General features: G+C 39.4%; 14 protein-coding genes and 1 pseudogene. All 15 read right to left on the bottom strand.

What is annotated here, in order from left to right:
* Positions 1 to 110: 110 nt before the first annotated feature.
* Complete coding sequence (locus tag DXA05_RS01760) at positions 111 to 581, bottom strand: RNA polymerase sigma factor (RefSeq protein ID WP_117512303.1); 471 nt, start codon at positions 579 to 581, stop codon at positions 111 to 113.
* Positions 582 to 966: 385 nt separating this feature from the next.
* On the bottom strand, positions 967 to 1,236 hold the full coding sequence (locus DXA05_RS26890) for a hypothetical protein (RefSeq protein ID WP_284515364.1): 270 nt from the start codon (positions 1,234 to 1,236) through the stop codon (positions 967 to 969).
* A 17-nt stretch (positions 1,237 to 1,253) separates the two neighbouring features.
* Positions 1,254 to 1,547, bottom strand: coding sequence for a hypothetical protein (locus DXA05_RS26885; protein ID WP_284515363.1), 294 nt, complete (start codon positions 1,545 to 1,547; stop codon positions 1,254 to 1,256).
* A gap of 2 nt (positions 1,548 to 1,549) precedes the next feature.
* Complete coding sequence (locus tag DXA05_RS01745; protein ID WP_128858687.1) at positions 1,550 to 5,473, bottom strand: phage tail tape measure protein; 3,924 nt, start codon at positions 5,471 to 5,473, stop codon at positions 1,550 to 1,552.
* A 2-nt stretch (positions 5,474 to 5,475) separates the two neighbouring features.
* A complete protein-coding gene (locus DXA05_RS26380) occupies positions 5,476 to 5,637 on the bottom strand; it encodes a hypothetical protein (protein ID WP_004311558.1) in 162 nt (53 codons plus the stop codon).
* Between the two features lie 30 nt (positions 5,638 to 5,667).
* Positions 5,668 to 6,189 carry a hypothetical protein gene (locus DXA05_RS01740; protein ID WP_004300282.1) on the bottom strand — a complete coding sequence of 174 codons (522 nt, stop codon included), beginning with the start codon at positions 6,187 to 6,189 and terminating at the stop codon, positions 5,668 to 5,670.
* Positions 6,190 to 6,238: 49 nt separating this feature from the next.
* A complete protein-coding gene (locus DXA05_RS26375) occupies positions 6,239 to 6,394 on the bottom strand; it encodes a hypothetical protein (RefSeq protein ID WP_004300280.1) in 156 nt (51 codons plus the stop codon).
* Positions 6,391 to 7,230 carry a hypothetical protein gene (locus DXA05_RS01735; protein ID WP_004300278.1) on the bottom strand — a complete coding sequence of 280 codons (840 nt, stop codon included), beginning with the start codon at positions 7,228 to 7,230 and terminating at the stop codon, positions 6,391 to 6,393. Before DXA05_RS01735 ends, DXA05_RS26375 begins: the two co-directional genes overlap by 4 nt.
* Positions 7,227 to 7,798 (bottom strand): annotated as a pseudogene (locus tag DXA05_RS01730) (hypothetical protein). The gene DXA05_RS01735 and the pseudogene DXA05_RS01730 overlap by 4 nt, the downstream one beginning before the upstream one ends.
* Positions 7,795 to 8,337: a hypothetical protein gene (locus DXA05_RS01725; protein WP_004300274.1), complete on the bottom strand. Its 543-nt coding sequence runs from the start codon at positions 8,335 to 8,337 to the stop codon at positions 7,795 to 7,797. Before DXA05_RS01725 ends, DXA05_RS01730 begins: the two are co-directional and overlap by 4 nt.
* Positions 8,338 to 8,345: 8 nt before the next feature.
* On the bottom strand, positions 8,346 to 8,768 hold the full coding sequence (locus DXA05_RS01720) for a hypothetical protein (RefSeq protein ID WP_008770950.1): 423 nt from the start codon (positions 8,766 to 8,768) through the stop codon (positions 8,346 to 8,348).
* Between the two features lie 4 nt (positions 8,769 to 8,772).
* Positions 8,773 to 9,663 carry a phage major capsid protein gene (locus DXA05_RS26880; RefSeq protein WP_284515374.1) on the bottom strand — a complete coding sequence of 297 codons (891 nt, stop codon included), beginning with the start codon at positions 9,661 to 9,663 and terminating at the stop codon, positions 8,773 to 8,775.
* 38 nt (positions 9,664 to 9,701) lie between these two features.
* Complete coding sequence (locus tag DXA05_RS26875; protein ID WP_284515361.1) at positions 9,702 to 10,346, bottom strand: hypothetical protein; 645 nt, start codon at positions 10,344 to 10,346, stop codon at positions 9,702 to 9,704.
* 17 nt (positions 10,347 to 10,363) lie between these two features.
* Positions 10,364 to 11,425 (bottom strand): phage prohead protease HK97 family, encoded by a 1,062-nt coding sequence (locus DXA05_RS01710; protein ID WP_004311553.1) that lies wholly within the window; start codon positions 11,423 to 11,425, stop codon positions 10,364 to 10,366.
* Positions 11,379 to 12,824 (bottom strand): phage portal protein, encoded by a 1,446-nt coding sequence (locus DXA05_RS01705; protein WP_004311552.1) that lies wholly within the window; start codon positions 12,822 to 12,824, stop codon positions 11,379 to 11,381. The genes DXA05_RS01710 and DXA05_RS01705 overlap by 47 nt, the downstream gene beginning before the upstream one ends.
* Positions 12,825 to 12,847: the final 23 nt, after the last annotated feature.

The raw sequence follows: 12,847 nt of genomic DNA, 5'->3' as shown, positions 1-12,847 counted from the left end.
TCTATTGCTATAAATTTACAAATATAAAGACCCTCAAATTTTGTAATTCAGAACACTTTGCAGGTTATTATGAGCATATATAAGTTACCATTTTGAAACCTTACTCATTATTATCCTATTTCTTGAAGTATAAGCTTCCTGCCAGAAGAAATACGACTTCTTACAGTTCCAACAGGAATGTTCAGGATTTCACTTATCTCATCATAAGAATATCCACTAGCATAATACATCACACTATCAATACAACGGGATTTTTTAGCACACCGTTGTATTGTGGAAACCAAATCATCAAACAGTATTGAATGAGCTGTACAGTTAGAAATGGCACTTCCGTCTACCATATCAAGCCCTGTAAAATGTATAAGGGAATTTCTATTGTATCTTATTATATAAGTATTCCTCATTATAATAAGGCACCACGGTTGAAGTGGTTTAGAACAATCAAATTTATCACGATTCACAAGTAGCTTATAAACTGTATCACCGGCTAAGTCTTCAGCATCTTGCATGGAACAGCAGAATTTTCTTGCCACCTTTAATATCCAAGGATATATTTCTGATAATTCCTTTTCAAAGTCCATTGTCAGCCCTCCTTATTAGGTGTATCTTCGGTTCGCCATTAATGCACCTTTCCACGTATTCCCGGTGCATGATACTTTGCTCGTGCATTTCCTTAGCAGAACGCTCGATTGAACTAATAAGAGTGCCTATATCGGGGGGCAATAAGGCAATCATTTTTTTTACCTCGGACACTTCTGCTGTTATCCGATTACACTTCGTCTCTAATGTACGTAATTCTGACAATAAAACATTGTATAAATGCCTATTTATACAATGGATGCTGTTTTTTCTATTCATAAAAAAGTCGTTTGTGATTCTAAAGGAGATGTACAAACGACTGTATGAAATAATTCGCTTTAATTAAAAATTAATCGAATTACAGCATATATGTAAATACCAATATTATCATGTGCTTCTTTTTCTGAACGATATTTCAACATCGGCTTGATGAACAATATTTGCGTAGACAGCAGCATTAATTACACGGGAATCTATACTCATTTTAAAGAATGTCATTAGAAAAGCAATCTCGGCATCGAAAGAAGAACGAATTTGTTCAGGAGTAACCTTATTTCCTTTATGTTCCTCACTGCGTCTTTCCTCATTCCGTTTTTGCTCAAAAATTGCAGAATGAAACAAATAGTCAATCTTCGATGTTACCTGTTCATCACTCATATTCCGAGAATCTACATTTAGTTGTTCCAATACCTGACGAACATCATCATAAAAGCCAAGAGAAACAAGAGTCTGACATATACGAGGCTCAATAGTTTGGCACGTTCTTTCAGCATATCCTCCTTGTCCATTACCATAGCCTTCATATTTGAAGGATTAACAATACTTCTGTATTCAATGAGCAATTTAGATGCTATCTCTTTAAGCGTGCTCTCTGACACAAATTCGCGATCCGAAAGCAAACAAGCATAGTTTCCACATGAAAGCTCAATGAAATCATTCAATGTTATCTGATTTAATCTTTCAATCATGACTATTTCAGTTTAGATAACTTATACAGTTCAAATTCACGGTTAGAAGCATCCTGGCGTTGCATTTTTAGACTCTTCATTAAAAGGAGATTTGTTCTATCAACCCTTTTTTCTAACCGGGAATAATCATTGAAAACAATGGTGTTACCGGAAGAGGATGCTAAATATGTCGGTGAAAATGTAGGAAAGTCCCAATCCGGCATATCAAAATTAGAGATATCTACCTTATCAACATCAGGAAAGACTTGCGCACCTTTAGGAATATCAACTAAAGTTGGAGTATCAGGAGTAATCCATGCTTTTCCGGAATACATGATAACTTCATGTTTACCGGCATCACCAACCAAAGCAGCACCGCCGGGGTGCCTATCATTACCTTTAGTACCTTCTGCATAAGAAGGAATAGGAGTGGCAAGAATTGTTGCTACTTGCATAGCCCCCATCGCCCCGATAACAGCAGCCATTACAGCACCGGCAATCGGACCTAACTGGAAAGCTTCCATAATACCACGAGCTGTTGCAATTCCAGTTTCTGCAACTTGTACTCCCTTATGCCAAACAGCTTGTTTATGGGCAATCTCTTGCTTTTGTTTTTCCAACTCCTTATTCTTGGCTTCTGTCTGATCCTTTGCTGCCCGTTTACGCGCTTCCGCTTCCTCTTCGGATATAGCTCCAGACTCTGCCAGATTCTCAATTCGTTCAATATCCTCATCATACTTTTCCTCATTAGCTTCCCGCTCTTCTTCTATTTTCTGAATCTGACCATCATAAATAGAAGAGACTAAGTTTCCAATAGCTCCCACAGCTTGAGATGCAGTTTGAAGCCATTTTTTCAAGTTCTTCTGACGTTCTTTCTGTGCTTTCTCATCCGCTTTAGTAACTTTATTGATAGCATCTATTTCCGCTTCTGCTTCTTGCTGGGAAAGGTCCGCTTTCAATTTCTGTAACTGCTCTGCAATCTTTGCCCTATCCTCTGCACTCAAATTTTCGTTTCGAAGTTCCAACTCCAACGCATCAATTGCAGCTTCGGTTGTTTTACGTACATAATCTAATTTTAACTGATACTCAAGTTCTGCATACTCTTGCTGGGTTATTTCCTTAGAAGCTAACTGTTTTTTAAGAGCAAGCGTATCCATAACATATGCAGCATCCCGGATTTCCTGCTCATGCGCCGCATTCTCTGCTATTAATTGCACCTGATCGGATGCATGTCTTTCGTAAAGTTCTTGTTTCTTTTTTGCATATTTTTCGTCAATGAGAAAAACATCTTCACCAGTTTTCTCCGCTGCATCAATTTCTGCTTCACGTTGCAATTCCAACTGGTGCAATTTCAAATCAAGTTCTTCCTGGGACCCCTTTTTTACAACAGCAAGAGCGTTCTCAACATCCTTCTTCTCACGATCAGAATTATACTTAATAGTAAACTCATCTAGCTTTTCCTGCATTTCCTTAGCTAAATTCTGACGTGTAGCAATTTCCTCTTTGCTATTACCCTTGACGGCAGCAATCTTCTTCGAGTAAGCAACACCAATTTTAGCAAGTTCTTTCTCCAGTCCCTCATCCATAAGAGCTAGTTCTGATTCCTGATAAGTTTCATGAATTTTCAGCTTCTCTTTGAGAGCTTTTTCCTGTTCACGTTTTTCTTTATCAGTAAGGACTGTTATACCTGAACCATTTTTGTCGTTACCCTTTGGACGGAACTTTTCTGCAATCACATCAAGTCCACGATTAAACTCATCGCTAGATGCTATTTTAAATAAGTTTTTAGAAAATTCCAACTGAGCCTTATCCGCTTTTTCTGCTTCCGATGTGTAATAGCCAAACATTTTAGCAGCACCATTCTTTATCCAAGACATATCTTCAAACTCTGATGTTGCATATTGAGCACGAGTTTTCATCCGTTTTAAAGCTTCTCTCTCTTGGGCCGTTACTTCAATACGTTTATTTTTCATTTGAATAACAGCTTTTGTGTATGCTTGTTCCTCTGTATCACCAGCATCAATAAGCCTCTTATATTCTGCCTGAAAATCTTTTTCTACTTCCAATAACTTTTTGTTCGCATCTTTTTTTGCAAGTGTTCTAAAATTATAATCTATCTTTTCTATTTTTTCTTCAGGAGATTTCAAATCATTGGCGATACCTCTTATTTTATCAGCCATCCAATTAAGAAACTCCTTAGCAGGTCCCGTTGACTCGGAGAAAGAAAGCATAAACGCTTCCCATGCTGAAGATAAGTTAGCAAGAGCTCCATGAACATTATCTCCCATCGTGTGAGCCATATCGCCCAATTCACGTTCTACACCAGTAATCTGTTCTCTAAGTGGTAATATTTTATCAACAGCGGTGAGAAAGGCATTAAAAGCGGCAACACTACGCTTATCAGTTAATTCAAGAGTAGTATTCAAGTCTACCCCTTTTTCTTTTAGCGATTTCAATCCTTCAACTAACTCAGGCAATGTTTTAACGGGCTTACCTAACGCCTTTGCCAGCTTTCCATTACTATCAGCTAAATTTAGAAAAACATTACGGGTAGCAGTAGCAGCCATTGAAGCATCAAAGCCGGCATCCGATAATTTACCCAACAAAGCCAAAGTATCTTCAATACTGAAATTAAAGGCTTTTGCAACCGGTCCAACAATTGGTAATGCAGTAGCGAGATATGAAAACGACAATGCGCTTTTGGTTGTTGCGACAGCCATCGCAGACACATATCTTTCAGTTTCTCTTGTATCAGCATTAAACATACGAAGAGAAGCACCTGCCAATGAAGCCGCATCTGCTAATTCTGCCCCGGTAGCTTGTGCAAATTTTAGAACGTGCTCTGTTGCATCTAATATTTCTTTTCGAGTAAAACCTAGTTTAGCAAGTTCTATTTGCAAATCCGTAGCTTCGGATGCAGTGTATTTCGTTGTAGCACCCAAACGTTGAGCATCCGCAGTTAACTCCTTCACTTTATCAGAAGTGGTTCCTAATATTGCAGCAAGCCTACTATTAGCTAATTCAAATTTAACAATATCACCTACTCCTTCACGCAGTTTTGTAAATAAAGCAACAACTCCACTAACAACAGCTTGTGCACCAATATATCCAGCAGCCCACCCTTTCAATCCTGCACCAACTTTGTTTAGCCCAGGAGCCATCTCGTTTAGCATCATTCCAGCATTCCGGGCAATAATTCCCATGTTCTGCATGGACTTATTACCGTTCTGTATTTCAATCCATGCCGCCTTTACTTCTTCCCGATATGCACCAATGGTCATTTTCTGTTGACTATATCGATCGGAATTTCGCTTTATGTAATCAGTGTTGATTCCAATAGTAGAATTAAGACGGGCAAGTGTACGAATATAGTTTTCATCCGTATCTTTCAAAACATCAACAGCCTTTTGTAGCTGCTTATTCATTTCCTTTGCTTGTGAACGGCTATGTACTTCCTGATTAGTCAAGGTAATAGCAGTTCTGATAAGTTTTAAACGTTCTTCTTCAGATAAAACAGCTTTCTTACGAGTAGTATTACCGGCATTCTGCGCTTTTGTCAAGTTAGCTTCCGCTTTAACAGCCTTTTCCAAGGACGCAGCATTATCCGAGTTTGCCTTGGTTAGTTTCTTCAATTCAGCAGCAGATAATTTCTCTACATTTAGCTTTTCCTCTATCTTCTTACTGACAGTTTGAGTTATTTCAGACTGTTTTCTAAGAGCCTCGGTTAATTCAGCAGATGCAGAGCCAGCCGTTTTTGCTTGGGTATTATAAAGATTACTCAACTTTTCAAGATCAGCAACGCCTTCTACATTTAGTTTCAAACCTTTTGCTAATTCTTTGGCCGCATTAACATAATCAGCCCTCACACGCTCAATAGTATTATCAAGCTCCACCAATTTCTGCAAATCGTTCTCATCAACGAAATCTTTTAATTTTAAATCTGCCATAATTACAGGTAATGTCTATATTCAACAATCTTTCCTTTTATCTCAACTCCTAGTTTATCAAAAGCATAGGTACCATCTTCTTTCTGATAAACGACATACATGCAACCATCCAAGACAGCTGCTTTCTTTGCAAGATCACTGATACGTTCCAGTTCACTCTGCATCTTTTTTATTTCGCAACTACAAGCCATTTTCTACCGATATCCACATTCTGAAAAGAAACGTTCCATCCAGGGACGGAGATACATAATATTAAAGTACTCTTTAGCTGTATCACCAATGCCTAAAATCTGCTCACCGTATTTCTTCTCAATAGAACTACCGTCCGTAAATCCTTTCGTTGAGAATCGAAGCCCGGAATCAATTCTATCGGCAGTTATGCTATCATAGAAAGTACCAGTAATAAAAAGGTTAGGTACCTCAACCGGACGCGGTGGCAAATAAAGCATCTCACTTCTAAGAGGCGGAGTTATCCTCTCCTTCCATCGTTTATATTGTTCCGCACGGTTCTGCCAGGGACCGGGCTCGTTAAAATAGGTGTCAGTATCATAATCAGGATTCAATAGATGTTCGGTACCGTCCAAGCCGGAATATAATTGTTCCTGAATACAATCAACGAGCACATTCTTATGTTCTTCCATACACCTAATACATTCCTCTTCAAACCCGGATGCAATGGAATGAATAACTCTATGTAATTCATCAAAATCTGCCATACAGTAAAAATATAACGGGCTGGGCTGTAATCACACCCCAGCCCGTCGGTTACTTAGTTATCGCATCGTACACTTCCGAGAGCTTCTTCTTGCGGTCAGCTTCCTTCAGTTCCTGCCACACGACTTTAATGTGCGCATTAATAAACTCTTCCTTCGTCATGCCCTTCACAGCAACCTCGACGAACGTAACATTATCTACCTTCATGACACCTGCTCAATACCTCTGATTCCTTTTTCATACAATACAGAAGGAGCTTTCAACGAAGGAACCGCCCCAGCTTTAGGAACAATGGTAATGATACCATCCGAATACGTAGCAGAAGTTACGTTATTCATAACTTCAGCAGCACCATCAGCAATAAGACTGCCAAATTCTTCTGTACGGTCATAACCACCAACAACTTCAACTATTTTGTAAGTATTTTCGGCCTCCAACTTTTGAAACACAACATCAACCAAGCCTTTAACGAAATTCTTGGGATTGAAGTCTAACTGCACGTAGTCAAAGTGCAATTGGCTGTCTTCCACATCTTCATGTGAAAAACTAACAGTCATCGCAGACTTAGCACTACTGGTCGGGTACTGTGTCACGGTCGGATAAACAGTAGACATCGGAATACCGGCAAGGATATCAGTGTCATCATTATAACCGATCAACATATTATCCTGATTCCAAAAGTAAACGTCCCATCCTTTATTGGCACATTTCAGAAGCTGGGCATTCAAAACCTCATCAAATTTCTTCAAAGTGAAGGTGTCTGTTTGAGCGCTAAGCCCGTTGTATTCACTTGCACCGTACCCTACAGGATTAACTTGAGGCTCTCCACCATTCTTGGCATACTCCAGGAATGGCAAAATAGGGTAAATACGCCCGGGACGGTCTGCATGGCACAATTCGAGCAACTTCTCACCTGTTATATCAGCAGGGAGTTTGACACCATGTTCTGTCAAGATAGCACCTTTGACCTTTTTCCAGTCAATGCTACAAGCAGAACTACCAGTGTTCATCCGGGAACCCTTACACGTTCTAATCTTTCTCATTTTCTTCTACAATTAAGATTATTAATTTTTATTTCCATCGAGCGTATATTTATGGCATCAATCGGCTCGCTCACAGCCTCACCGGAATCTGTATAGGCTCCGTATCTGCCATATGAATAGTTTTCTGAATAACTATGTTTCACTTTTTCGTCATAGTCGCAGTCGAACCGAGAATCTTCATATAATACTTCCAATAAACGTTTATAGATTGGCCGAGGATATTTTTAAAAGATGTGGTTCTGCGCATCTCATTGCTCCACTCTTTACAAGAAGAACATGCTATAATTAACGAAACCTTTGCTTTTGAAAAATAATCCGCATCACCTCTATCCTCACTAATTGGAGTGAATAGTGCAACCAATGGAAACTTCCTTTCAGACTGGGCAGAAGACTTACTGTATTCATCTAAAATATCTTTGATATATTGACTGCTACCGAAGATGTAATTCAACCTTGGGGACTTCATAACTTTAGTTCCCCCTTTCCCATTTGGATAGAGAATTTCAAGCCCTTCTGGAAGTTCCTTTACAATCTCCTCAAACAGTTCTGTTATATCTAAATCTATCATAAATTGAAAGCATTAATTGGGGTCAAAAGATTCTTGGTTATTTTCACATCGAAAGGACAATCATTCGACATAGCCCATTCAACAAACTGTTTATTCTTCTCTACCATGCTATTCCATGTGCTTACTTGTCTCTTCAAAGGAGCTATATATTCATTAGCACATTTCAAACGGACAAGCCCGGTTATTGTAGCCTGGGTGTTTGCGTCACGAAGAATATGATAAAAGACATAGTCAGCGAACGGTTCACACAGCTTCTCGCATAATACTGCATATCCGGACTGGGGGGCTTCCTTCTCTTCTGAAATATCAACTTCATCTGAAGAATCTTCCTTTTCCCGTTCAATAAGCTCCAAATAATCTGTGATAGCTTGGGAAAGAGTCACACCAACAACATTCCGGAGAAATTCGGGCTGAAATGCCTTAATATACCCATTTATCACCTCATTCACAGCAAGAGATTGGGGCGAAGGCATTTCAGCGACCGAAACATTCTCAATATGCCTGGGACCTGACATAAAATATGAAACATCAATCAACATAGCGATAGTTATTTAGAAGTCTTGCTTTTCCCGGTTTTCTTTTCATCTTCCACGGAAACGGCTTTATCATCTGTAACAGTTACCTCCTTGGCATCTTCCTCTTGCAAATCTTTTGAATCGGCAACCGGAAGATTCTTTTCATCAGAAGGCACCTGTACTTCAAGTTCTGCAATGCGAGCTTTCATTGTTTCACGCTCTTCTGTCAGTTCAACAATTGTCTTATCTTTCTCTGCAATGGATGCAGTAAGCCTGCCAATCTCTTCATTTTTCTCTGCAAGCATACATTCCAATGTCTTTCGGGCATCTTCTTCTGTAACAAGACCACATTCGGAAATAGGGATGAGTTGAATCATCCCTCTATTAATCCGAATGCGTTGCTCTTTAAGCACATTGGTTACATCCTTATCGTTACCTCTAAGTATGTAATCCATAATCCTACGCTTTAGTTATTGCAGTCTTCAATGCGGCCAAATCCCCATAAGCGAAAGCCCACGGCATATAAATCGGGAAGATAACTTCTTCTTGTGCCATCAGCACAACCTCATTGCAAAGCTTGGTCTCCACATCTTCAGCCCATTCAAGTGTCAAAGTGGTATAATCAACCAAATTTGCGGCTTGGTTAAAGTCACCCAAAAGATACTTACCTGGAAGAATACCACCATACTCGATAATCGGACGACCGGCAATATATTTCACCCCATCAACCATTTTAACGATACCAAGATTACGTCCTGTCGTATCTTTCTCTGATTCCATACCGTTAACAGTCATTGGATTAAGAATAATAGCATTCGGAAAATACTGGGCATATGTCATTGCGGCGAAAGCTGTTTTCACTACATCTTCAGAGTTGGGTTCCTCAATGTTCTTAAAGCCGGCTTCATGAACACTGAATGTCATTTTATCCGTAGCCGTTTCAGCACCGGAGAACGCGACACCAGGAATAAGGATACGACCATCTTCCATTTTCACAAGAGCGTGTGTTTTGTTCAGTTCTGTAAGAACAGCGGCACCAGCGAACGTGATACTCATTCCATCAAGAATCAAATCCTGTGGTTCTGCAAACTCTACAATCACATCCTTATCACCGTTATATCCGGTAATAGCTTTTACAGCACCGGCGGCACCTGTAACAATGGCTGTACTGATAATCTTCTCTACAGAAGTCACCCCAGTATTATTAATAATACCAAGCAAATTCTCACCATTACCGTCACCAAACAAGATGTTCCAGTCTTCTGCCATCCAAACAGCTTCAGGAAGCATGTTCAAGATGTAGGAACGAATGTACACTCTTGATTTCAACATACGTTTTGAGATACGGATATGAGTACCAAGGCGCTTAGTTCCTGTCTGTATCTCTTTTACCTTGATGCTTGATTCAGCAAACGCCCATTCTCTGTTACAAAACGGGCATTGCGGTTGAAAGCATATACTTGTGCATAGGCAAGTTGAGGGTATGTAGGATCAGCAGTCAACGTCGTTAATACATCACGCATATGCAACTTTTTGTTGGCAACCTGAGTCACAACACGTTTCTGTTGTTGAGTAATCAACAAATCACCGGTGTAATTGTCAGTCATGGAAACGACATCTTTCAAGGAGAAGCCGTCAAATTCTCCTGATTTGCGTGTTTTTCCTTCTGCGAAATCTCTGAATTTTTCAGAATCAAGCATCTCGTTCAACTTCTCATCGAACTTGTTGATAGTATCCATAGAAAGACCTTTCTGCTTCATTTTCTCGATACTTTCACCTAGAGTTTTAACTTGTTCTACAAGTTGCTCGTTGTCCTTTACCAATTGCTGGAACTTTTCTCCATCATAGGCTTTCAATAGATTATTGATGTCACCAAACTGTTTCGTTACCTCCTCCGGTGAGGCAAATCCTTCAAGTGACTTGTTAACTACTTCACACATCATGCCGACAATGTTTTCCATGAAAGTTTTCTGTTCTGCCGGCAGACCGTCTGTTTTCAGATTAAAATCTGATACTGTAAATTTTTTAGGCATAAAATTTAAATTTTAAGTTATTTATTCTCGAAACAGCTATTCAAACTCTTGAAATCGAGTAAAGTGCCATTATCAGCGGCTTTAATCGTTACTTCATCGTTCCCATTTTCCCCGTCATTCTTTTCTTGAGTGTCAACAGACGGCTCATTTTTTCCGGTGGTATTTTCAGAAGTGTTTTGCAGAATAGCATTCGAACGATATACTTTTCCCCAACAGTGGGGACATCTTACATAATTCATAAGGTCTTGTAGACCCTTTTGAGTAAATTCTTTCTTTTCTGATTTGACAGAATCAATAAGAGAAATTACTTGGGTTCTAATCTCCGGAGTGAGCTTCTCCATTTCTTCCCTTACAATGTCCTGTGTTATCCATCTCTGATAATCAGCAGCATAATCTAATACCTGTTGGGCAAAGGTATGCTCTGTTTCTGCATCATAATCAAATTGATAACCACAATGAGGACATGAGACAACGGCACCACCGTTGAGGCTCTTCAGTAATAAACTTAATTCCATATCGTATCCTTTTAAACGTTCATCACTATATCCATGCTGCAAGAACGCTTTCCGGACGAAATCAACAGCTTCCTTTACCTGGTCAGCAGTAGCAGACTTGATATTCACAAGGAACGTCTGTGGATTACTCCCCCAACTTGTCAATGTTGAATATTCCATCATACGCCATTCAAGCACCTTACAAGGATCGATAGAATCCCTTTTGATGGCTTTTACTCCGATAGAGTGTTCTAGGGTTCTTCCATTCTCTGCAAACAGTTTATAATCAGCTAACGTATCACGGCCAATCTGTTTTTCAAGATTTAACTGACCGACCATAACCAAATTACCTTCTGTTTCCTTACCACTCAACGGAACACCTAACAACTGGTCTGTACGATGATTCAGGAACCAACGCATCCGACCAATATTTTCTTTCAATGTTTTATTGAATGAGCCGGGCATAGATATGTCATTTTGTGAGTCCTTCACACCGATACCGTTCACCGCAACGGTAACGATACCCTTCTCATCAACATCATTTGCCTTTGTCTTGTACTGAAGGCTTTTGATTTTCTCTTCCATCTTTTTCATCTCCACTTTTAGTGTTAAAAACTCGATTTACTTTATCCAGTTCCTCATCTGACATATCAAATTTCAATTTGTCAAACAAGGGATTTTCTATCATACTTTCGCCTATTTGGGCACGCCAGTCATTGAGTGTTATAAGCCCACATGAGAATTGTTCACGACAACGTTTATTTATATTTGTCTTTACGTCCTCGGATTCTTTCAATCCTTCCTGCAAACAATCAACATCAGAGAAATCACAATCCAAATAATATCCCCCTCCTTCAAGACCAAGGAAAGCTGTAAAATCCTTGCAGAATTGTTTGGCCATAGGAATAACAGTTGAACAATATACGCTCTTTTCAGCAGTAGCCTGATTGCTAAATGTGGACTGGTCTTTTCGCGGAACAAGAACGGCAGGGATGCCGTATGCCCCTGCAATATTTATTGCATCAGCCAAAGTCTCTTCAAACGGCTGTAACTCTGCAATAGAAAGATTAGTACGAACAAAGTCAATGTCTGCATCTGAAATACCATAAGGTACCTGGCCCTTCCTTACACCATACTTCTCAAAATTTTGCTTCAAAAGCTGTTCCTTTTCATCGTCAGTCAACGCTATTGAACCGGTAGCATCAGTTTTCTTACTTACAATAAAGCCCAATCCACCCCGCTTTACATAAATCACATTTCTAGCTTCATATACAGCTATTAGATTTGACATTGGCTTATTTTGGGAAGCAAGACGACTTTTGGACTTCAAGAACATAGCCCCTGAATAGAACTCTGCACTTCCGTCTCTATCATGCCATATTTGGTATGGAGGAATTTCCAAACTACCATTCCAACCATACTCCAAACGATAGCTACGAATAATATCTTCTGTTTGGGCAATGCCAAACAATGGTATATTCCCGTAAACAGGTTCTACAATAGTCTTATCAGAAGGTAGCACCCAATAATTATCGCAATATCTCCATTTTTCAGCTGTAGAAAAGACATCAGGCATAGCGGCACGAATAAAGCTATTCCCTGTACACAATTTATAAATATGGTGCTGATAAATCAATTCTTTCCAACGCATCAAACAATTAGGACGACTAAGTATGCCATTCATTCGTTTATTCGCCCATACTATACTGTCATCCTTAGTTTTCTTCAATTGAAAATTAGCACCTGCAATTCGCGATGCAATATAATCGATCGGGAAAAAGACTTCAGGTATCGTACTGAATAGCGTTAGATAGTTACTGCCCGCTACAATAGGACTAGTAAGGTCCTCAATGTATGCAACTGACCATTTTTCAGCCTTGCCACTTTGAGTATCTATATCCTTATTTTCAGATGAAGTAACTATTTCAACTTCACCTTTAGTCTTAGATTTCTTTCCAAATAGATTATCAAAAAAAATATTCATTGGGTTCCTTTTTGAGCAAAACT

Source organism: Bacteroides sp. AM54-2NS (genome assembly GCF_003602935.1).
Lineage (GTDB): Bacteria > Bacteroidota > Bacteroidia > Bacteroidales > Bacteroidaceae > Bacteroides > Bacteroides xylanisolvens.
The sequence above is the reverse complement of the archived record's forward strand: the minus strand, read 5'-3'. Positions and strand labels throughout refer to the sequence as shown.